This window comes from Rhizobium sp. 05N49 (genome assembly GCF_056396805.1).
Genome location: NZ_JBFTME010000033.1, coordinates 1 through 18,146 on the forward strand (window position 1 = coordinate 1; position 18,146 = coordinate 18,146).

23 protein-coding genes and 1 pseudogene are annotated in these 18,146 nt (G+C 64.6%); 5 read left to right on the top strand and 19 right to left on the bottom strand.

Annotation, left to right across the window (positions count from 1 at the left end; genetic code table 11):
- From AC1DF8_RS33945 to AC1DF8_RS33990, 10 genes and pseudogenes are all read right to left on the bottom strand, one after another.
- Positions 1-616 (bottom strand): annotated as a pseudogene (locus AC1DF8_RS33945) (SGNH/GDSL hydrolase family protein); the annotation flags it as partial.
- A 165-nt stretch (positions 617-781) separates the two neighbouring features.
- The gene (locus tag AC1DF8_RS33950; RefSeq protein WP_478157126.1) at positions 782-1,087 is read right to left on the bottom strand and encodes a hypothetical protein; all 306 of its coding nucleotides are present in this window, start codon (positions 1,085-1,087) and stop codon (positions 782-784) included.
- Positions 1,080-1,490, bottom strand: a complete 411-nt coding sequence (locus AC1DF8_RS33955; protein WP_018115847.1) for a Bbp16 family capsid cement protein — start codon at positions 1,488-1,490, stop codon at positions 1,080-1,082. Before AC1DF8_RS33955 ends, AC1DF8_RS33950 begins: the two co-directional genes overlap by 8 nt.
- Before the next feature lie 61 nt (positions 1,491-1,551).
- On the bottom strand, positions 1,552-2,586 hold the full coding sequence (locus AC1DF8_RS33960) for a major capsid protein (protein ID WP_113205119.1): 1,035 nt from the start codon (positions 2,584-2,586) through the stop codon (positions 1,552-1,554).
- Positions 2,587-2,592: 6 nt separating this feature from the next.
- Complete coding sequence (locus tag AC1DF8_RS33965) at positions 2,593-3,291, bottom strand: hypothetical protein (protein ID WP_478157129.1); 699 nt, start codon at positions 3,289-3,291, stop codon at positions 2,593-2,595.
- Positions 3,275-3,628: a hypothetical protein gene (locus AC1DF8_RS33970; RefSeq protein ID WP_183877619.1), complete on the bottom strand. Its 354-nt coding sequence runs from the start codon at positions 3,626-3,628 to the stop codon at positions 3,275-3,277. Before AC1DF8_RS33970 ends, AC1DF8_RS33965 begins: the two co-directional genes overlap by 17 nt.
- Complete coding sequence (locus tag AC1DF8_RS33975) at positions 3,628-5,313, bottom strand: portal protein (RefSeq protein ID WP_113138832.1); 1,686 nt, start codon at positions 5,311-5,313, stop codon at positions 3,628-3,630. The genes AC1DF8_RS33970 and AC1DF8_RS33975 overlap by 1 nt, the downstream gene beginning before the upstream one ends.
- Positions 5,314-5,326: 13 nt before the next feature.
- A complete protein-coding gene (locus tag AC1DF8_RS33980) occupies positions 5,327-5,611 on the bottom strand; it encodes a hypothetical protein (protein WP_478157131.1) in 285 nt (94 codons plus the stop codon).
- A gap of 289 nt (positions 5,612-5,900) precedes the next feature.
- Positions 5,901-6,239: a cupredoxin domain-containing protein gene (locus tag AC1DF8_RS33985; protein ID WP_113118123.1), complete on the bottom strand. Its 339-nt coding sequence runs from the start codon at positions 6,237-6,239 to the stop codon at positions 5,901-5,903.
- Positions 6,236-6,757, bottom strand: coding sequence for a DUF4142 domain-containing protein (locus tag AC1DF8_RS33990; RefSeq protein ID WP_029616571.1), 522 nt, complete (start codon positions 6,755-6,757; stop codon positions 6,236-6,238). The genes AC1DF8_RS33985 and AC1DF8_RS33990 overlap by 4 nt, the downstream gene beginning before the upstream one ends.
- Before the next feature lie 148 nt (positions 6,758-6,905).
- Here AC1DF8_RS33990 and AC1DF8_RS33995 point away from each other — a divergent pair, with 148 nt between their 5' ends.
- Positions 6,906-7,586 carry an RNA polymerase sigma factor gene (locus AC1DF8_RS33995; RefSeq protein WP_478157134.1) on the top strand — a complete coding sequence of 227 codons (681 nt, stop codon included), beginning with the start codon at positions 6,906-6,908 and terminating at the stop codon, positions 7,584-7,586.
- A gap of 19 nt (positions 7,587-7,605) precedes the next feature.
- Here AC1DF8_RS33995 and AC1DF8_RS34000 read toward each other — a convergent pair whose 3' ends face one another.
- On the bottom strand, positions 7,606-7,743 hold the full coding sequence (locus AC1DF8_RS34000) for a hypothetical protein (protein WP_183846507.1): 138 nt from the start codon (positions 7,741-7,743) through the stop codon (positions 7,606-7,608).
- A 192-nt stretch (positions 7,744-7,935) separates the two neighbouring features.
- Between AC1DF8_RS34000 and AC1DF8_RS34005 the strand changes: the two genes are divergently transcribed.
- Complete coding sequence (locus AC1DF8_RS34005; protein WP_478157137.1) at positions 7,936-8,355, top strand: nuclear transport factor 2 family protein; 420 nt, start codon at positions 7,936-7,938, stop codon at positions 8,353-8,355.
- A 37-nt stretch (positions 8,356-8,392) separates the two neighbouring features.
- On the opposite strand, the gene AC1DF8_RS34010 is transcribed toward AC1DF8_RS34005, so the two are convergent.
- The 3 genes from AC1DF8_RS34010 to AC1DF8_RS34020 are packed head-to-tail and all read right to left on the bottom strand — an operon-like array spanning position 8,393 to position 10,932.
- On the bottom strand, positions 8,393-9,361 hold the full coding sequence (locus AC1DF8_RS34010) for a quinone oxidoreductase family protein (protein WP_183846505.1): 969 nt from the start codon (positions 9,359-9,361) through the stop codon (positions 8,393-8,395).
- A gap of 12 nt (positions 9,362-9,373) precedes the next feature.
- A complete protein-coding gene (locus AC1DF8_RS34015; protein WP_113118119.1) occupies positions 9,374-10,465 on the bottom strand; it encodes a Gfo/Idh/MocA family protein in 1,092 nt (363 codons plus the stop codon).
- Entirely contained in the window at positions 10,462-10,932 is a 471-nt protein-coding gene (locus AC1DF8_RS34020; RefSeq protein ID WP_478157139.1) for a nuclear transport factor 2 family protein, read from the bottom strand. The genes AC1DF8_RS34015 and AC1DF8_RS34020 overlap by 4 nt, the downstream gene beginning before the upstream one ends.
- 103 nt (positions 10,933-11,035) lie before the next feature.
- Between AC1DF8_RS34020 and AC1DF8_RS34025 the strand changes: the two genes are divergently transcribed.
- Together AC1DF8_RS34025 and AC1DF8_RS34030 are read left to right on the top strand one after the other, a co-directional pair.
- Complete coding sequence (locus AC1DF8_RS34025) at positions 11,036-11,995, top strand: AraC family transcriptional regulator (RefSeq protein WP_478157141.1); 960 nt, start codon at positions 11,036-11,038, stop codon at positions 11,993-11,995.
- Between the two features lie 31 nt (positions 11,996-12,026).
- Positions 12,027-12,230, top strand: a complete 204-nt coding sequence (locus AC1DF8_RS34030) for a hypothetical protein (protein ID WP_183846497.1) — start codon at positions 12,027-12,029, stop codon at positions 12,228-12,230.
- Between the two features lie 6 nt (positions 12,231-12,236).
- Here the strand turns inward: AC1DF8_RS34030 and AC1DF8_RS34035 are convergent, their stop codons facing one another.
- Positions 12,237-13,103: a LysR family transcriptional regulator gene (locus AC1DF8_RS34035; protein WP_113118116.1), complete on the bottom strand. Its 867-nt coding sequence runs from the start codon at positions 13,101-13,103 to the stop codon at positions 12,237-12,239.
- 256 nt (positions 13,104-13,359) lie between these two features.
- Complete coding sequence (locus AC1DF8_RS34040; protein ID WP_478157144.1) at positions 13,360-14,280, bottom strand: LysR family transcriptional regulator; 921 nt, start codon at positions 14,278-14,280, stop codon at positions 13,360-13,362.
- 85 nt (positions 14,281-14,365) lie between these two features.
- Between AC1DF8_RS34040 and AC1DF8_RS34045 the strand changes: the two genes are divergently transcribed.
- Positions 14,366-15,166 carry an SDR family NAD(P)-dependent oxidoreductase gene (locus AC1DF8_RS34045; RefSeq protein ID WP_478157145.1) on the top strand — a complete coding sequence of 267 codons (801 nt, stop codon included), beginning with the start codon at positions 14,366-14,368 and terminating at the stop codon, positions 15,164-15,166.
- A 12-nt stretch (positions 15,167-15,178) separates the two neighbouring features.
- Here AC1DF8_RS34045 and AC1DF8_RS34050 read toward each other — a convergent pair whose 3' ends face one another.
- The 3 genes from AC1DF8_RS34050 to mscL form a co-directional block, all read right to left on the bottom strand.
- A complete protein-coding gene (locus AC1DF8_RS34050) occupies positions 15,179-16,096 on the bottom strand; it encodes an alpha/beta fold hydrolase (protein WP_478157147.1) in 918 nt (305 codons plus the stop codon).
- Positions 16,097-16,171: 75 nt separating this feature from the next.
- Complete coding sequence (locus AC1DF8_RS34055) at positions 16,172-17,521, bottom strand: chloride channel protein (RefSeq protein WP_183877611.1); 1,350 nt, start codon at positions 17,519-17,521, stop codon at positions 16,172-16,174.
- A gap of 128 nt (positions 17,522-17,649) precedes the next feature.
- The gene (gene mscL, locus AC1DF8_RS34060) at positions 17,650-18,090 is read right to left on the bottom strand and encodes a large conductance mechanosensitive channel protein MscL (protein WP_478157149.1); all 441 of its coding nucleotides are present in this window, start codon (positions 18,088-18,090) and stop codon (positions 17,650-17,652) included.
- Positions 18,091-18,146: the final 56 nt, after the last annotated feature.

The window sequence follows — 18,146 nt, forward strand, 5'->3', positions numbered from 1 at the left end:
GAGCGTAGGCGGTGCGGGCCAGCGTGCCGGGAAACTGTGCTTCGAGGCCAGGAACGGGGAAGAGGCAATCGCCCGATTTTCCGCCCATGGCGCCCGAGAAGGCGGCAAAGGAACTCGGCGCGAAGAAGGGGTGAGCGAGCTCTGCGAACATGTCGAGGTTGAACCGGCCGTCGGCTGCCTTGATCCAGGAGAGGACGGTTCGGCCATTCTCGTAGAAGCCGGTATGGCCGTTCGTCGCCGTCTGGCCGGCAGTATAGGTCTGCGCCGCGCCGAGGCCGATGAAGCTGTGGCCGAGGCCCATGACCTTGGCGCCGGCTGCGAGCGGCAGGGCCGGCAGCGGTACGGCGACATTTGCGCCCTTCACGGGAATGACCGGCGCATTGCCGTAGAGGCTGCGCCCATCCGATATCATGACGGCGCCGAGCACGGGCAGGTCGTTATGGATGGTCGCGCCATTGCTGATGATCTCGACACCGAGAACGAGCTTGTTGTGGTCAAAGAGGATGGTATCGCCCACATCGCGGATGCCGATGACAGGGCGGTTGTTGAACATCTGCGTGCCGTCGGCAACGATGACGACGCCCTGGACGCGCTGCATATTGTAGAGTTTCGCCATCGGCACTGTTCCTCGCTCAACAGAAAAAGAGCGGCCAAGGCCGCTGCAGCATCGGCCCGAAAACCGATCGATTTTCGGAAGCCTGATGCGTCGAATAGAAAGCTGGAGCCGTGTTTCATGCGTGCATGACGCACGGCGCTCCAGAGGTGGCCTGTCGAGCGGGTGTCAGTCGCCAGGCTGGGAGGAGTTCCGGATTTCCGGCGGCACCCAGTCCGGGGCGGGGCCGCCAAGCGCTTCCTGCACGCCGTTGCCATCAGGCTCGGGAGGTGTGGTGGGCTTGGCGACCGGCTTTTTGCCTGCCGGTTCGGCTTCAGTCTTGCCGCCGGCCTTGTCGCAGGATCGGGCGAGCCGCACCCATGTCGGGCGGCGTTTTTCGTCCTTCCAGAGCGCGTCCGGCAAGCTGAAACGCTCGCCGGGTTCGCGCCGGATGCTGCCGAAATAGCCGCGCTCGGTGGCGACGACATCAACCATGCGAGGGAACCCCAGCCGTGAAGCCGGCGGTGATCTTGCCCGTGGTCGGTGCCGTGCCGGTCACCGTGTAGAGCAGGCGCAGGTAGAGCTCGTCCGTGCCGCGCGGGATATGGCTCGGCGGGATGATCTTGCCTGCCTTGAGATCGGCGAGGTTGAGGGTCGTTGTGATGACGGCCTTTGGCGAGGAGAAGGCCTCGTTGTCGTCGGTCTGGATGGTGACGGCGAGCGAGGTCAGGTTGTTGAAGCTTTCCACCACCTGCATCAGGAAGGGGATCGGCTCGCCCTTGCCGATATCGCGGGTGAGGCCGGCCTTGATCGGGCCGAGATTGATGACATTGGTGCTGGGGCCGGTTGCGGTGATTACCTGCGCGTCCGAAAGCAGCGTCTGCCGGTCGAAAATCATGTTGGATACCCTTTCGAGAGAGGATGCCCGCCGCTCAAGACGGCGGGCCTGAGGGAGACGATCAGGCGAGGGCCGGAACGGCGGCTTCGGTGTTGAGGATGGCGTCCGTCTCGCGGATCGGGATGCCGCGATAGAACTTCACTTCCTGGCCTTCGACGAACTGCGTGGTCAGGTGCACGGTGTTCTGCCGGTCGGAGGTCAGCGCGCGGTCCGAGGACTGCACGTCGAGCACTTCGAGCGCATCCTTGTTCATGTAGATGGCGATGCGGCTTGCCTTGGCATTCAGGCGGCGCGACTGCAGGCGGTAGTAGCCCTTGCGCAGGAGCGACCAGAGATCGACCGTGCCCGCCATCATGTCCGAGACGTCGATATTGGCGACGCGCGCATTGTAGCGCCAGTCCTTGACGGCAGCGCCGATATGCCAGGTATAGAGCGTTTCCTTGGCATAATAGGGGTCGCCATTGGCATCGAGCACGCGCTGCTCGCCCTTGTCGTCGATCTTGACRCCTGCCTTGGTGCCCTTCGGATAGAGCAGGTGGGTGGCGTGGTCGCCCCAGGTGACGAACCAGATCGAGGTATTGTCGGCCCCGGTGCCGCCGCCATTGACCACCTGGTTGGCGATGTTCGGCTGGGCGACATTCGGCAGGTTTGGATTATAGGCGGAGTAGCGGGCGGAAAGACCCTTGAACTTCTCCGGCGTCGTCGCCGTATCATGGTAGAAGAGGCCGGAGGCCATTTCCTGGCTCAGGGACTCGATGAAGGGCATGGTGTCGACGAGGCGGGCCTTGGCCTTGTCGGGTGCGAGATCGAGCAGGCGCATGTCGATTTCGGAGCGGGCATGCACGAAGCCGGTCGTGTCATCCACCTGCTGCATCGTGGCTTTGGACTGCTTGATGCCCTGGTAGAGCCGGCCCCAGGAGACCGAGGGCAGGCCGGTGCGCACCATATGGCGGTGCACGGCATCCATGTTGCACTCGACGGCCATCGCGTCGTCGAGGATCGGGTTCTGCTGGGAGAGAAGCTCGATGACGGCGCCTTCGGCAGAGCCTTTGAATGCGTCAACGAGGTTGGGGTAGTAGCTGCCAATGGTGGCCATGTCTTATCAGCCCTTCGGTGCGTCTTTGGGAAACATCAGGTGCGCGGTTTCGGCTTTCCTGCCGTTTCCGCCCGCGCCGCCATTCGGTGGGTTGTCCTCCTGGATCATCGATCCGACCTTTGCGAAAATTCTGATCATCTCGGGGTGGTTGCCGCCGCCGCTGGTATTCAGGTACGCGCGCAGTTCAGGCGTGCCCAAGCGGGAGAGGGCGCGTTGCGCCGAGCCCACGGTGCCCGTCCATTTCGCGCCGCCGATCTCGCGGTCCTTGCGGGCTTCGTCTGCCCAGCCCTGAACACGGCCGGCCCAGGCTTCACCCGCCGCCTTGCCGCGCCGGCCCTGGATTTCGATGAAGCGATCGGCGAGCTGCTGTGCCTGCCGGTTCGTCAGGCCGAGAGTGTGAAAATCGGGGCCGAGCGCGTCGATCAGCTCCTGATCCACCTCGATGCCCTCGGGCATGGTCAGGGCATAGCGGCCATCGTCGGGCACGCGGTCGGCAGCGTCGTCGCCGGTCTGATCGTTGGTGTCGATGCGGTTTTCGGACGAACCATCGCCGTCCCTGTCACCGTCAGGTGATGGCGTATCCTCGGGGAAGAGGACGCTCTCGGGTGCAACATCTTCGCCGCCGCCGCTGCCATTGCCGCCGCTATTTGGGCCTTCGGCACTCATCGCCATTTCCGGCCTGCCGATCCTAAGCATCAACGTCATGTTCTTCGCCTTCCTCGCTTGCGGCGCGGCTTGCCGCCGCTGCCTTGTCGTTTGCCTTGAGATCCGCGATTGCCAGAAGCAGGCGCGGATAGAGCGTCGGGTCGATGCGATCGAGCTCGGCGATCAGCCGGCGACCGACGCCCTGCTTGCCGAGCGTGTAATGCGTGGCGTTGACGAGCTCGCCGGCATAGGCCTCCTGGTAGATCGCGCATTGTTCGAGCATCCAGAAGAGCACGCGCTTGCCGGATGCGCTGGCGAAGACATCGCGGAAGGCCGCGGTGATTTCGTCTCGTCCCAGGTTTTGGGGGATGGATGGTTGATCCTTAAACTGCTCCATCAGGCGAGCCCCAGCTGGCGCAGCAGGGCGGCGCCGTTCGGGTTGTCATTGGCATCGGCCAGCACCTGTGCGGCCTTGGCGCCCTGGTTCAGCGCGGGCGCCACCTGCGAGGCCATCTGTGCGGTCTGCGCCGCCTGCATCTGCTGTGCCCGCTGCGCGCGGATCGCCTCCACCTTGTCATCGGCAAGGATCATCGAGGGCGGCGCGCCGATCGCATCGAAATAGAGATCGATCGCCTCGTCGACATCGAGCTTGTCGAGCGCCTCGGGTTTGACTGCCGAGACCTGGCCCATGAAGGCGACGCCGCGCTCGATCGCGCCTGTCGCCACCGCCTGCTGCGCCTGCGCCAGCGTGGAAATATATTCGACCTTCAGCTCCGTGCCCTGCAGTTCCGGCGGGGGCGGGGGCAGCTCGTCGCGGGCGGCGAGGATGTCGAAGGTGCGGTCGATGGTGGGGCCGAGCTGGTCACCGAAGACGTTTTCGAGCACGGGGCCGAGCTGCAGCAGCTGCTCTTCCTTGCGCTGGGTCAGCTCGAACTGGTTGCGCGGCTGCACGCCCTCCATATTGGTGATGGCGAAGAAGAGATCGGCAAAGAAGGTCTTCTCGATGCGGTTCTGCACTTCCTGGATATCTTCGCGCAGCTCCATCAGGCTGAGGTTCACCTCCATCGCGGGCCGGAAGCCCTTGCCGGTGGGGTCATCCACATAGTTCACCGCACCCGGCAGCAGCGAGGCCGGGCTGTTTTGCATCGAGGTCGGCGCGTTCATCGGCGGGCGCACCTTCTTGTCGATGCCTTCGAGCTTTCGCATCTGCTCCAGCTGCAGCATCCTGATATCGCCGAGCGCTTTCTGCCCGGGCGAGAGCGCATAGTGATCGTCTTCGGACAATTCCCAGGCGGGCGCGATGATCGGATTGCTGTCAAAGCCGCTTTCTTCCAGCAGCTCGGAGCCGATCTCGTCGATCCAGTAATTGGAGAGAAAGGGCTTGTTACGCTTGTCGATCAGTTTGGGGTCGCGGTCGTGGCGCGGCTCGATGGCGTGATAGACGTCGAAACATTCGCCATATTTCGACGTGTCGTAGAGGCCTCTGAGCCGCTCCGGCACATTGTCGTAGCCGAAGCGCTCGATAATGCGCTGCACCGACCAGCGGAAGGTCCGGTAGAGCGTGGTCGCCTTGCCCTTGTGATCGCGGGCGATCCAGAAGCGGCCATGCACCAGCTGCTGCACGCGGATGACGGTCTCCTCGTCTTCCACGAGGATCGCCACCGACTGGCCGAACTGGCCGAGATCGCCATAGCCGATATGGAAGGCGCGGTAGAGATTGGAGGCGGCAAAGACCTCGCGCATCTTGTCCTGCACTGCGGCGAGATAGACTTTGACGGCGTCGAGCTTCTTCAGATCGGGATCGAAGGTGGTGAGGCGAAACCAGGGGCGGGCGGGCGAGGTCAGGCCCGAATGCATTCCCGATTTCAGCGTCTCATAGGCATGGGTGCCGGTGCTGTCGACGATCTTGTCGCGCGAGCGCGGGCCTTCGCGGCCGGAATGCAGCCTGAGGCGCGTCGGCTCGATATGCTCGGCGAGCGCCCGCCATTCCGCCTCCCAGGGCTGGCGAACCTCCTTCAGCTCATTCAGCCGGCGGCGGTGATAGGCAATCTGTGTCTCGTTGTCGCGACGAGGATTTTCCATTGATCTCTCCGCCTTACTGCCCGAGCAGCGTCTTCTTGAGGCTGTTGCCCGAGAGCAGCGGTGACTGCGTATCGGCAAGCGGCGGCGCGCCCGAAGGCGAGGTGAGAATGGTGGACGGGGCGCCCTTCACCTTGTCGGAAGCGCGGCGCGCGGCAGCGGACTGGGCCGCCRCATAATCAGGCGTCTTCTGCTGGGCGTATTCGGGCGGCGCCTGCGGCGGCTCGGCTTTCGGCGGCGAGGAGAACATGCACATGAGGTCATCCGATCCTGGTGGCGTGTGGCCGGAACGGATGATCATCCACCATCCGGCCGATTTGGCTTGATGGCGGGAGGGTGGGGGATGAATGGTTGTGGGGGTGACATGGGGGGAAACAGTTTGCTTAGAGCTCGTGACGAAGACCCCGCCCCAAACCTCTCCCCACAATGGGGAGGGGCTTAAGCTGTCGCACCCGTTTTCCCCATGTCAGGCGTTTTGGAAGTGCCGCCGGGTTAGTCCCTCCCCCTTGTGGGGAGGGGGTGGGGAGGGGTTTCCTTACAAACGACAGGGCTGACGGCCAAAAATTCCTGGCAAGCGCCCAAGGCTGCCCCTACCGCCCCACCTCGATCCGCCCCTTCATGTTCGGATGATACCGGCAGAGATAGTCGAACGCTCCGTCCCCCTTCACCACTAGGGACCCCGACTTGCCCGCCGGGATCACCACATCGAAATTGCCTTTCGAGGTCGCGGTGTGATCCATCACATCCTTGTTGTGCCAGAGGATCGTATCGCCCGGATGCGCCTTTACCACCGCCGGCGCGAACGCCAGCTTCTCGATGGTCACCTCGATCGTGGCAGCGCTTGCGGCCGTCCCAAGAAGGGAAAGGCCGGCCGCAAGGCAAAGTCCAGGCAGGATCGCCATGACGGTCATGACACTCATGACCTTCATTTCAGCATCGAAGCAACATGCTCGGCATGCTGCTCATGGCCTTCGAAGAGTTTCAGGCCGGTTTCGAGCAGGCTCTTCAGGTCCGGGTTCTGCGCGGCCGGGATCAGCGTTGTCTTCAGGGCGTTGTTGACCGCCTTGTGATAGGCGACCTCATTGTCGACATAGGCCTTGTCGAAGGCGGCGCCCTTCAGTTTGGAGAGTTTCTCCCGCTCCTTTTTCGCATCGGCACTCAGCGATTTGCTGGTATCATTGTCCTCGGGCGTCACCTTCAGCTTCTTGACGAGATCGAGCGCCTGCTTGTTGACGGCCTCGTGGTCGCGGATCATGTCCTTGGCGAAGGCAACGACCTCCTTGTCTTTCGATTTCTCGACCGCCTGCTTGGCCGCCTCGATGTCGATGACGCCGGCCGTATAGGCGATATGGGCGATCTGCGGATCGGTGGGGGCTGGCCCGGCGGCAAGGGCTGCGGGCGCGGAGAGCGCCATGGCGGCGAGGGCGGCGATAAGGTGTTTGTGCATCTGGTCCTCCATCCGGCAGATAGGTGCCGGTCGATGTTTCCTACGCAGGATTGGATGCCGGTATCGGGCTGGCGTTCCCGAAAGATTTTTTCGCGATGCCGGGAACCTTTGGCTTGCCCCGGCATCCAATGCGGAAAAAGGATGAGCCATGACGTTTCAGGCAGAGATATCGCTGGCGGATAGAAGCGACCCCGAGCTGGTGGCGCTGGCACTGGCGAACGATATCAGGGGTTTCCGCGCCATCATGCGGCGCTATAACCGGCGGCTCTTCCGCGTTGCCCGCGGCATCCTGCGCGACGATGCGATGGCGGAAGACGCGCTGCAGGATGCCTATCTCAAGGCATTCCGGCACCTGGCCGATTTCCAGGGCGCCAGCGCCTTTTCCACCTGGCTGACGCGCATCGTCATGAACGAGGCGCTCGGCCGCCTTCGCAGGGAACGCCGCATGCCGGAAGTCTCCGTCGATACGGCGGCGATGCAAAGCCGCGTCGTCGATTTTCCCACCGGTTCGCCCATCGACAATCCCGAGATCACAATGGCGCAGCGACAGATCCTGAAACTCGTGGAAGAGGCGACCGACAGCCTGCCGGAAGAATACCGGCTCGTCTTCATCCTCAGGGTGATCGAGGAAATGAGCGTCGAGGAAACCGCCGAGATGCTGTCGCTCAAGCCCGAAACCGTACGCAGCCGCCTGCATCGCGCCCGCGCCCTGCTGCGCCGCCAGCTCGACGCTTTGATCGGGCCGGTGGCAATGGATGCCTTTCCCTTCGCCGGCTGGAAATGCGACCGTCTGACGGAGCGGGTGCTGGCGCGGCTGGAGCCCAAGTAAGGGGCGGAAGGTGAGGGCGCTATTTCGGCTCCGGCTGCTGGATGACCGCCGGCGGCTTGTCGCCCTTGGCGCTGCCGCCGCCAAACATCTGCACCGCCAATATGCCGACGACGGATGCGATCATCAGCGCCAGGATTAACATCATCAGCATTCGCATCGGGCGATCCGATCAGGTGATTGTTGCCCGGATAACTTGCCCGAACGGCGTTCGTTCCCGCCTGGCGGCAGGTGCGCGCTATTTCAGCACTTCCTAACTCATGCTATCGATGGCTGCATCGTTCCCGTTCCATCGGGTTCGATCAGTTCTCATCAGGTCATTGTTCATCCCGGCCGCTCAGGGGGAAGTGCCATGAACAAAGAGCATGTCGCGGCACTCTTTTCGCATCTCGAACAAGGCGATGGCGCGGGCTTCTTCGCCCATGTCGCCGACGGTGTGGACTGGACGGTCATGGGCACGCATCCGCTTGCCGGCCATTACCGCTCCAAGCAGGAATTCTTCGCCGCCACTTTCGAGAAGCTGCACAAGGTGCTGCCGGAGGGCACCCGGCTCTCCACGCAAAACATCCTCATCGACGGTGACTGGGCGATCGTCGAGCTCCGCTCCATGGCGACAGCCCGCGACGGCATGCGCTTCGACAACCGCTATTGCTGGCTCTGCCGCTTCCAGGGTGAAACGATCGTGGAAGTGCGCGCCTATCTCGACAGCTGGCTGGTCGGCGAACTCTTCCGGCGCAATCCTGTCGGCGCTCGCGGTTCGGCGACGGCGTGACGGGTGCGTCCTAGTCGGTCCACCCGCCACAGCTCCATCACGGTATCAGCAGCAGCTTGCCCTTCGTGGCGCGGCTTTCCATCGCGGCATGCGCGCCTGCCGCTTCGGCCAGCGGGTACGCAGCATCGATATGCACTGTCATCTCACCTCGCGAGATCCACTCGAAGAGCTGGGCCGTATGCCGGCGAAGCAGTTCGGGCGTGTGGATATGGTCGGCGAAGACGGCGTAGCCGATCTTGATGCTTTTCGGCAGGCTCATGATGTCGAGCGGGCCGGGGCCGCCGAGAACGGGGCCGAACCAGCAGAAGGTGCCGGAGCGGCGCAGCGACGCGAGCGAGCCGGCGAAGGTTTCCGGTCCCGATCCGTCATAGACGACGTCTACGCCTTCGCCGCCGGTGAGCTTCAGCACTTCGTCGGCGAAGGTGCCGGCGGGATCGACGATGACATGGTCGGCGCCCGCTTGCCTGGCGATGGCGGCCTTTTCCGGGCTGGAGACGCGCCCGATCACCCGGCCACCGCGCGATTTGATAATCTGCGTCAGCAGCAGGCCGAGACCGCCGGCAGCTGCATGGACGAGGGCCGTGTCACCTGGCTGGACCGGGTAGAAATCCGTCGCGAAATGACTTGCGGTCAGGCCTTGCATCATCACGCCGGCGGCCGTCCTGTCGTCGATATCGTCGGGCACAGGCACCAGCGAGCCCGCGGGAATTGCGATGCGCTCGGCATAGCTTCCCGGCGCATAGACCCAGGCGACGCGCTGGCCCGGCCGAAACTCCGTCACGCCTTCACCCAGGGCCAGCACCCGGCCGGCGCCTTCGACGCCCATGATCTTGGGGTTCGGCATCTCCTTCCAGAGGCCGCCGCGGCGCGCACCGATATCCATGAAATTGACGCCGGCGGCGGCAATCTCCACCAGAACCTGACCGGGGCCGGCGACAGGCTCCGGCTGCTCGGTCAGTTGCAGTACGTCAGGCCCGCCGGGGCCGCTCATGATGACAGCTTTCATCTTCTCTCTCCTTCAAAGCTTGCGCGGCTTGCCGCCGCTGGTCTCGATCGCATCGATCAGCCGGTGCAGCGCCACGGCATCGTCGAAATCGGGGCTGGTATGCGTGCCATCCTTGATATCGGCGGCGAGCCTGAGATAGGCGGTCGCCACACTCTGCGACGGACCCTCGGCAAAGCGGTCGGCGCCGTAGCGGCCAGGGATCTCCAGCTCGTGCAGGGTCTCGTCGCCGGTCGCACCCATCAGCGTGAAGCCGCCGATGCCGACGTAACCGACCGGGCTCGTCAGGATCAGGTCGCCCTTCGTGCCGTTGATCTCGATGCGGAAATTCGTGCCGCGCGACAGGCCGCCGCGGAAATGCGCGGCGACGACGGTGCCATTTTCCAGCGTGCCGCTGACAACGAGCTGATCGGGAACGGTCATCGGCAGGATCTCGCCGGTTTCCTCGATGCGGGTGGTCTTGCGCCGCGTGGCGAGATTGCCGGTCACCGTTTCGAAGCGGCTTGCGAGCATATCGGTCAGCCCGTCGATCGAATGGGCGAAGACGACATTCTGCATGCCGACGCCCTTGGAGGGATCGAGCGTATAGGCGAAGGTCTCGCTCATGCTTTCGCCGAAGGTGATGCCGGAGCCGACCATGGTGGCCGAGAGCACTTCGCCGAGATAACCTTCGGCGATGAGATCCTTGATATAGGCAAAGGCCGGGACGGCGCGCGTCTGCAGGCCGATGCTGGTCGCGACACCCTTGTCGCGGGCGAGATCGCGCATGGCGGTGGCATCGGCAAGGTTCATGCCGAGCGGCCATTCGGAGAACACCGCCTTGCCGGCGGCGACAGCCTTTTCCACCAGTTCGCGGTGATGCGTCACCTTCACGCTGATGACGACGAGATCGACCTCGGGATGGCCGATCAGTTCATCGGCGGAGCCGAGCGCATGGGGAACGCCGTATTTCTCGGCGGCGGCCTTGGCGACATCAGGCCTGTTGTGGCTGATTGCGGTCAGGCGGAATTCGGGCAGCTGCGCGAGTGCCGGAATATGGGCAATGGTCGCCCAGCCCTTGTCGGGGTGAACGCCGATAATGCCGACGCGGATAGGGGTTTTGCTCATGGCTGTGTTTCCTGATTGTCGTTGAATTCGAGGATGGTGCGCTTCAGCTCAAGCCGCGCGATGCGCCAGCCCTGCGGCGTCCGCTTCCATGTCTCGTGGTAGTGACCGTAGCCGTGCATGCGCGCCGGCTGGCCGGGGGCGGGTGCGGCGTTGACGACGATGTCTTCCATCGCCCAGACCGCCGATATCTCGCTGTCGGAGATCAGGTCGATCTCCTCATTGTGGATGTGATGGCTGGAGCGCGCGCCCTGCAGGAAGGCCGTCGTCACCGCCATGAAGGCATCCCTGTCGTCGAAGGCGGCGATCAGGCCGCCATCGGGGTCGACCGTGCGGATGCCGACATCGGGCAGCAACAGGGCGGCGAAATCGTCCCATTGCCTGGTGTCGATGAAGCGGCAATAGCGCGCCTTGGCCCGCCTGACCTCGCCGATCGGATCTGTCTGTTCAGTGGAAACAGGATTTGTCATTGCTCTCCGTCCTTGTTTCCGTCCATATAGGATGCGGACGTCAGGACGTATGAGCTTCGAACGTCCATGATTATTGCTCGTTCGTCCAAAGTGGAGGATGAAAATGGATCCGCTGACGGAAATTCTGGGGGATTTCAGCATCCGCCAGGCAACCTTCACCCGGCTGGAGGCGAGCGCGCCCTGGGCCTGGGCCTCGTCGGGCGAGCCGGTGGTGAAGTTCGTGCTCGTCGTGCGCGGCTCCGGCATCCTGACGACGGACAGCCATCCGGAGCCGATCGCACTGCGCAGCGGCGATGTCTTCATCATGCTGGATGAGGAGCCCTACCGCATGTACGACCATGAGGATTCCCTGCCGATGCCCTGCGTCGAGGTGGAGAGGCTCAGGGTCGGAAACCGGATCGAGGTCGGCGGCGGCGGGGCCGTCACCACCTTCGTCAGCGGCATGTTCCAGATGGACAGGCTGGAGGCGCGCCCGCTCACGAAAGTCCTGCCGCCGCTTCTGCACCTGAAGCTCGACCAGAACCGCAGCCTGGCCTTCCAGTCGGTGCTGGAGCTTCTGGCGGCCGAGACGGAAGCGCCGGGCCTCGGCTCGGATGCCGTCATCGCCCGGCTGTTCGAGCTGCTCTTCGTCCATGCGGTGCGCGCCTATTCGGCCATGCCTGGCGGGCCGACGCGGAGCTGGCTTGCGGCCATCGGTGACGCCAATCTGGAGCGGGCGATCCACGCCATGCATGGCGAGCCGGAAAAGGACTGGACGGTGGAAACGCTCGCCCGCCTCTCGGGCATGTCGCGCTCGGCCTTTGCCGCGCGGTTCAAGGCGGTGGTCGGCCAGAGCCCGCTCGATTATCTCACGGGATGGCGGATCTATCGCGCAAGCCGCCTCATCCAGGATCAGCAGCTGCCGCTTACCGAAATCGCCCGCGCCGTCGGCTATGAATCGATCGCCGCCTTCAATCGCGTCTTCAAGCGGGAAACCGGAGCGACGCCGGGGGCTTTCCGCCGCGACGGCGGATTGCCGGCGGTAAGCCAGATGGCAGAGCGGAGCCAGCCGAACTTTCTTTGATCCGCAGCGTTCCGGATCAAAGGAGTTCACCATGTCCAGACGCAGATTCAGGAAACTCACCCATCGCCTTCTCGGCCGGTTCGATGAGGTTCAAACCCTGCTCGACCAGATCGAGGGCAGCGTGTCAAAGCTGCGGACGGCCTGCGATGACGAGGCCGAAGAGGAGGGCCTCACGCATCCGGCGGTGCAGCCGCCGCAATGGCCGCGGCATGGAGCGCCTCCGGCCGCCTTGTAATGGCGCTCAATGGTGCTCGCATCGGCCGGCAAACAGACCCGCATGAGCGGCAAACAGCGCACTCAGCCTGTCGATGACGGTTCGCACTTCGGGCCGCTGGCGCTCGTCCTCGTGCACGGTGATCCAGATGTCATAGGTCAGGCTGTCGATCACAGGCCCGGCGCGAACGAGGCCGGGGTCGGCGTCGCCCATGAAACAGGGCAGCAGGCCGCGGCCGGCGCCGCCGCGGATGAGGTGGGGCAGCATCAGCGGCGTGTTCGTCCAGCTGGTGATCCAATGGTCGGGCTGCTCGAAGGTCCATTTGTCGGCGGGTGTTGTCGCAATCTCGGTTCCCAGTGAAATCCAGTTGTGATTGGCGGCGCTGAAGGTGGCGGCCTGATAGGCCGCGTGGGCGACGGAGACGGAGCGGCGCGTGGCGAAATTGCCGCGCTCCGGCCTGCCGTGCATGAGGGCGAGATGCGCCTCGCGATAGGTCAGGTCCTGGCCGGTGTCGAGCGCCTTGTAGCACATGCGGAACTCGTCTTTCGGGCTCCAGACTTCGGATAGATGATCGGCGATGAAGCGCAGCGTCCAGGCATCGGCACCGGTCGAGACGATCGGCAGGGTCAGCACGTCGCCGCGCCAGTCCGATATCGCCTCGGCCGCTTCCTGCATGACGAGAACGCGCTCGAACAGCATCTCGCCATCGCTGGCCAGGAGATAGCCGGTCGGGCCGCGCCGGAAGAGCGTGCGTCCGGTCGCCCGCTCCAGCGCCAGCATGCGCCGGCCGATCGTCGGGGCGCTGAGGCCCGTGCGCGCGGCCGCACCCGTCAGGCCGCCCGATGTCGCGACATGGAAGAAGAGCTGCAGGTCATCCCAGCTTGCCTCTTTCACGGATGAAAACCCCCTTTTATCCGCGCGTCTACCTTTGCCGGGCTCCGCGCCTTAGCTCAGTTGCATCTGTCATAGATGGAGGCAGGATGATGCTTCTCAACTGGATCATGCTCGCAAACGAGCTTCACAGGCATAGCCGCCGGCGGAGAAAAGACCCGCTCGCCGATCCGCTCGATGCGCCGGAATGGGATGGCCTGCGCTGGGCCTTGCCGCTTCTGAGCCTGGTGGCGCAGAGACCCTACAGGCTCGACCAGTCTCAGCCGCGGCTGCCGCTGTCTGCGCGGATCAGATCGATCAGCGCGCGAAGTGCCGCGGAAGTATTGCGGTTGCGCGGGTAGTAGAGGCAAAGGGCTGAGGAGCCCGCCACCCAGTCTTCCAGCACCGTCACAAGCCTGCCGGTCGCGACCGCCTCAGCGGCGATCGCCCGGGAAATATAGGCAAGCCCCATGCCGGCGATGGCGGCCTTCAGCATCAGCGACTGGTCGTCGAGCGTCAGCGCGCCCGGCACATCGATCTCGAGCGTTTCGCCATTCTGTTCAAATTCCCAGCGGTAGATGCCGCCGCCCGATGCCCGCGAGCGGATGCAGCTGTGTGCCGCCAGATCGAGCGGCGTGCGCGGCGCCGGGTGATCGGCGAAATAGCCGGGCGCGCCCACCACGCAGAAATCGAGACCGAAGGGCAGGGGCACGGCCACCATTTCGGCCGGCACGGATTCGGCAAGCCTGATGCCGGCGTCGCAGCCTTCCAGCACCACATCCACCAGCCGGCTTTCGCTCGACAGCTCCACCTGTACGGCCGGGTGGCGCGCCATGTAGGCCTGTATCAGCGGTGTCAGGATTTCATGGGCGCCGGTGACCGAGCTGTTGATGCGCAATGTACCGGAGGGACGCGTGCCATGGCTGCCGGCAGCCTGCATGGCCTGTTCGATGGCGGCCAGCGAAGGGGCCACGCTGGCGATGAACTCCTCGCCGGCGGAGGTCAGCGAGACGCTGCGGGTCGTGCGGTTGAAGAGGCGGATGCCGAGCCGGTCCTCCAGCGCGCGCACATTGCTGCTCAGCGCCGTCGGCGACATCGATAGCGCATCGGCGGCGGCGCGGAAGCTCAGATGCTCGGCAACGGCGATCGCCGCCCTGATTTCGGTGAATCCACCGCCCTCTACTGTGCGGAATATCGGCATGGTTCGTCCCGATTTAAACGGCTAATCGGGATAATCTCTAGCGCCTATTCTTGTCTCATCCAAGATCGTCAAATGGAGAAAGACAATGGATATGCAGCTTTCCGGCAAGCGGGCCCTCGTGACCGGCTCGTCTTCGGGGCTCGGCGAGGCGATGGTGAACATGTTTGCGGCCGAAGGGGTTGCCGTCGTGGTGCACGGCCGTGACCGGGCGCGCACCGAGGCTGTGGCCGGGGCCATCGTTTCGGCCGGCGGCAGGGCGGACGTGGCGATCGGCGACCTCGCCGATGACGAAGGGGCCGAAGCGGTTATCCGCCAGGCGCTTGCCGGCGGCGATATCGATATTCTCGTCAACAATGCCGGCCATTACCACCATCTCGACTGGCATTCGGCAACACCGGCCAATTGGGTGGAGACCTATCAGATCAACGTCGTCTCGGCCGTCAGGATGATCCGGGGATTGGTGCCGGCAATGGTCGGTCGCGGCTTTGGCCGGGTCATCCAGATCGGCGGCGGCCTGGCCTCGCAACCGATCCCGATGCAGCCGGATTACGAAGCGTCGCTTGCCGCGCGCCACAATCTCGCGGTCTCGCTGGCGCGGCGGCTGAAGGATACGGGCGTCACGTCGAATGTCGTGTCGCCCGGCGCGATCCTCGTGCCGGCCGTGCGGGACCTCCTGGAAAAGATCGCGCCCGCGCATGGCTGGGGCGATCGCTGGGAGGACATCGAAAGCGGCTGCGTCAAGGAGATGGTGCCGAACGATATCGGCCGTCTCGGCCGTCCCGATGAGATCGCAGCTGCCGTCATCTATCTCTCAAGCCATCATGCCGGCTATATCAGCGGTGCGACGCTGCGCGTCGATGGCGGCACCATCCGCTCGGCCTTCTGAAGCAGGGCGCTTTCATGGCGGCGGCGCGCACGGAAGGTGGCCGTCAGCGCGCCGCGCCGAAGAACCGGGTGAAATGCGCGATGACGGCATCGGGTGCTTCCTCGGGAATGAAGTGACCGCAGGGCAGGGCTTCACCCTCCACCTGTTCGGCCCAGGCCCGCCAGGGATCGACCCATCCCTGCCTTTCAGTGTGCCGCGCTCGCCCCAGAGCATCAGGAGCGGCATGTCGAGCTTCCAGCCGCGGTTCTTCTCGTCGAGCTCGCGGTCGATCGTCCAGCCGGCGCGATAGTCCTCGGCCCAGGTATGGACGCTCCGCGGGTCTAGGGCGCAGGCGAGATAGTCGGCGAGATTTTCTTCCGGAAAGATGAAGCCGGGTGCGGATTGATGCGCGAGAATGTAGCGCACGAACCATTCCGGATCACCGCCGACAAGTTTTTCCGCCAGTCCGTCCGGCTGGGCCAGCATAGACCAGTGCCAGGCCGAAACGGCCTCCTTCGCGCCCATCCGCGCCCACATGTCGGCCGTCGGGATGACGTCGAGGCTTGCAAGGCGCGTGACGGCTTCGGGATGATCGAAAGCAAGGCGGTAGGCGACGCGGGCGCCGCGATCATGGGCGCCGACGTCAAAGCGCTCGAAGCCGAGTGCGCGCATGGTGGCGATCTGGTCGCGGGCCATGGCGCGCTTGGAATAGGTCTGGTGATCGGCGCTGCCTTCGGGCTTGTCGCTGCGGCCATAGCCGCGCAGGTCGGGAATGACGACGGTGAAATGCGCGGCAAGGGCAGGCGCGACACGCGACCAGCACATGCGCGTCTGTGGCCAGCCGTGCAGGAGCAGCAGCGGCGGGCCGTTTCCGCCGACAAGCGCGTCGATCTCCAGGCCATCGCCCGGGAGGCGACGCTGCTGGAAGCCTTCGATGAGACCTGCGGACATGGTGTTTCTCCCTCGGTTGCGGGGAGAACTCGCGAGGCCGGGGTTTGGTTCAAGGATGCGTCGCTACGCGCGCCCTCAGGCCGCGGCCTCTTCGCGTTCGACTGCCCGCCGTGCCCGCACCGCCGCGGCGATGAAGACGCGGGAGAGGCCGTGATAGAGCGGCTCGCGCGAGAGCAGGCGGGAGGTGAGGTAGCCGAGCATGGCGACGGACATGATGGGGATGACGGCCTGGTGGTCGCCGGTCATTTCCAGGATGATCACGAAGGCCGTCATCGGCGCCTGCACGACGCCGGAGAAATAGCCGGTCATGCCGAGGATGGCTGCCAGCGCGATGCTGGTGCCGAGAGCCAGACCGACCGTGCTGCCGAAGCCGGCGCCGACGGCGAGCGAAGGGGCGAAGATGCCGCCCGGAATGCCCGAGAGCATGGACAGGAAGCTCGCCACCAGCTTGCCGGCGAAGAAGAGGAGCGGCAGCGGGTGGCCTTCGACGGCGCTTCGCGCCTGTTCGTAGCCGGTGCCGAAGGTCGTGCCGCCGAAGGCGATGCCGATGCCGGCGACCGCCAGGCCGCAGAGGCCGGCAAGCGCCACCATGCGCGGCAGGGGCTGCGGCTGCGCCCAGCGGCGGATGCGCTGGCCGAAATGCAGGGCAAGTCCGCTGAAGCCGGCGCCGAGCGCGCCGCCGCCGATGCCGCAGGCGAGCACGAGGCCCCAGTCGCTGAGGCCAGCCGGCGAAACGGAGGCCTCGCCGAAATAGTTGTAGCTGCCGGCAAGGCCGAGGGCTGCGAGACCGGAGAGGATGACGGCGGTCAGAACGACGCCATTGGCGCGCGATTCATAGGTGCGGCTCATCTCCTCGATGGCGAAGACGATGCCGGCAAGCGGCGTGTTGAAGGCGGCGGCGATACCGGCAGCCGAGCCGGCCAGGATCAGGCCGCGGGCCTGCGCCATGCCGCCGAAACGCGCCACCGCCAGCATGATCGAGGCACCGACCTGCACCGTCGGTCCTTCGCGGCCGATCGAGGCGCCGCAGAAAAGGCCGAGAACGGTAAGTGCGATCTTGCCGGCGGCGATCCTCAGGGAAAGCAGCCGCGAGCGGTCTTCCTCCTCGCGCAGGTGACGGGCGGCAATCGCCTGGGGAATGCCGCTGCCCTGCGAATTGGGAAACAGTCTGATGGCAAGGAAGGCCGAGAGCATGAAGCCGAGCGGGCTGACAATGAGCGGCAGCAGGAACGACCATTCGCCCGATGCCGTCAGGCCGGCAAAGGCCTTTTGCGCGAGATCGGCAAGCCTGGCAAAACCGACGCTGACAAGGCCGATCGCCAGCGCCCCGCACCAGAAAACCAGCCGTGGCCGCCAGAGCGAGAAGGATCCCCAGATGACGCGGGAACGGCGAAGCAGCCGGGAATTGCGATAGGGAAGCGGCATGGCGGACTCGGGAGGCGATTTCGGGGGCAGCCCCGGTATAGACCCAAATCCTGCCCGATATCACCCGCTGATTTAGCGGAATTGCATTTGAGCTGCGGCCGGCAGGGCCGGGCTGCCGGCCTGCTGTCTCACGCCGCCTTTTTCGCCAGCAGGTCGCGGATCTCGGTCAGGAGCCGCACATCGGCCGGCGGCGGGGCGGGCGGGGTCTCTCCGGTCTTTTCCTGGTGCTCCACCTGCGCGCGCAGGAAGTTTACGCCCTTGACCATCAGGAAGATGATCCAGGCGAGGATCAGGAAGTTGATGACGACGGTGATGAAGCTGCCATAGGCGAAGACGGCGCCCTGGGCGCGGGCGGCCGCAAGGGTCGGCGCATTGACGGTGGAAGAGAGCGGGAAAAAATAGTTCGAGAAATCGAAGCCGCCGAGGACCGCGCCGACGACGGGCATGATGATGTCATCAGTCAGAGACTTGACGATGCCGCCAAAGGCGCCGCCGATGATGACGCCGACGGCCAGGTCCATGACGTTGCCTTTCGCAATGAATGACTGGAACTCACTGATAACGCTCATTCTCTATCCTTCGGATCTCAGGGGGCTTTGATCCTAACGATAGGGAAGGCAGGCGG

Coding starts and splice junctions, on each gene's coding strand:
- mscL (WP_478157149.1), bottom strand. CDS start 18,090: ATGAGCGTTATCAGTGAGTTCCAGTCATTCATTGCGAAAGGCAACGTC.
- AC1DF8_RS33955 (WP_018115847.1), bottom strand. CDS start 1,490: ATGATTTTCGACCGGCAGACGCTGCTTTCGGACGCGCAGGTAATCACC.
- AC1DF8_RS33965 (WP_478157129.1), bottom strand. CDS start 3,291: ATGACGTTGATGCTTAGGATCGGCAGGCCGGAAATGGCGATGAGTGCC.
- AC1DF8_RS33985 (WP_113118123.1), bottom strand. CDS start 6,239: ATGAAGGTCATGAGTGTCATGACCGTCATGGCGATCCTGCCTGGACTT.
- AC1DF8_RS34020 (WP_478157139.1), bottom strand. CDS start 10,932: ATGACAAATCCTGTTTCCACTGAACAGACAGATCCGATCGGCGAGGTC.
- AC1DF8_RS34015 (WP_113118119.1), bottom strand. CDS start 10,465: ATGAGCAAAACCCCTATCCGCGTCGGCATTATCGGCGTTCACCCCGAC.
- AC1DF8_RS34010 (WP_183846505.1), bottom strand. CDS start 9,361: ATGAAAGCTGTCATCATGAGCGGCCCCGGCGGGCCTGACGTACTGCAA.
- AC1DF8_RS33950 (WP_478157126.1), bottom strand. CDS start 1,087: ATGGTTGATGTCGTCGCCACCGAGCGCGGCTATTTCGGCAGCATCCGG.
- AC1DF8_RS34025 (WP_478157141.1), top strand. CDS start 11,036: ATGGATCCGCTGACGGAAATTCTGGGGGATTTCAGCATCCGCCAGGCA.
- AC1DF8_RS34005 (WP_478157137.1), top strand. CDS start 7,936: ATGAACAAAGAGCATGTCGCGGCACTCTTTTCGCATCTCGAACAAGGC.
- AC1DF8_RS34030 (WP_183846497.1), top strand. CDS start 12,027: ATGTCCAGACGCAGATTCAGGAAACTCACCCATCGCCTTCTCGGCCGG.
- AC1DF8_RS33970 (WP_183877619.1), bottom strand. CDS start 3,628: ATGGAGCAGTTTAAGGATCAACCATCCATCCCCCAAAACCTGGGACGA.
- AC1DF8_RS33990 (WP_029616571.1), bottom strand. CDS start 6,757: ATGCACAAACACCTTATCGCCGCCCTCGCCGCCATGGCGCTCTCCGCG.
- AC1DF8_RS34050 (WP_478157147.1), bottom strand. CDS start 16,096: ATGTCCGCAGGTCTCATCGAAGGCTTCCAGCAGCGTCGCCTCCCGGGC.
- AC1DF8_RS34040 (WP_478157144.1), bottom strand. CDS start 14,280: ATGCCGATATTCCGCACAGTAGAGGGCGGTGGATTCACCGAAATCAGG.
- AC1DF8_RS34045 (WP_478157145.1), top strand. CDS start 14,366: ATGGATATGCAGCTTTCCGGCAAGCGGGCCCTCGTGACCGGCTCGTCT.
- AC1DF8_RS34000 (WP_183846507.1), bottom strand. CDS start 7,743: ATGCGAATGCTGATGATGTTAATCCTGGCGCTGATGATCGCATCCGTC.
- AC1DF8_RS34055 (WP_183877611.1), bottom strand. CDS start 17,521: ATGCCGCTTCCCTATCGCAATTCCCGGCTGCTTCGCCGTTCCCGCGTC.
- AC1DF8_RS33995 (WP_478157134.1), top strand. CDS start 6,906: ATGACGTTTCAGGCAGAGATATCGCTGGCGGATAGAAGCGACCCCGAG.
- AC1DF8_RS33975 (WP_113138832.1), bottom strand. CDS start 5,313: ATGGAAAATCCTCGTCGCGACAACGAGACACAGATTGCCTATCACCGC.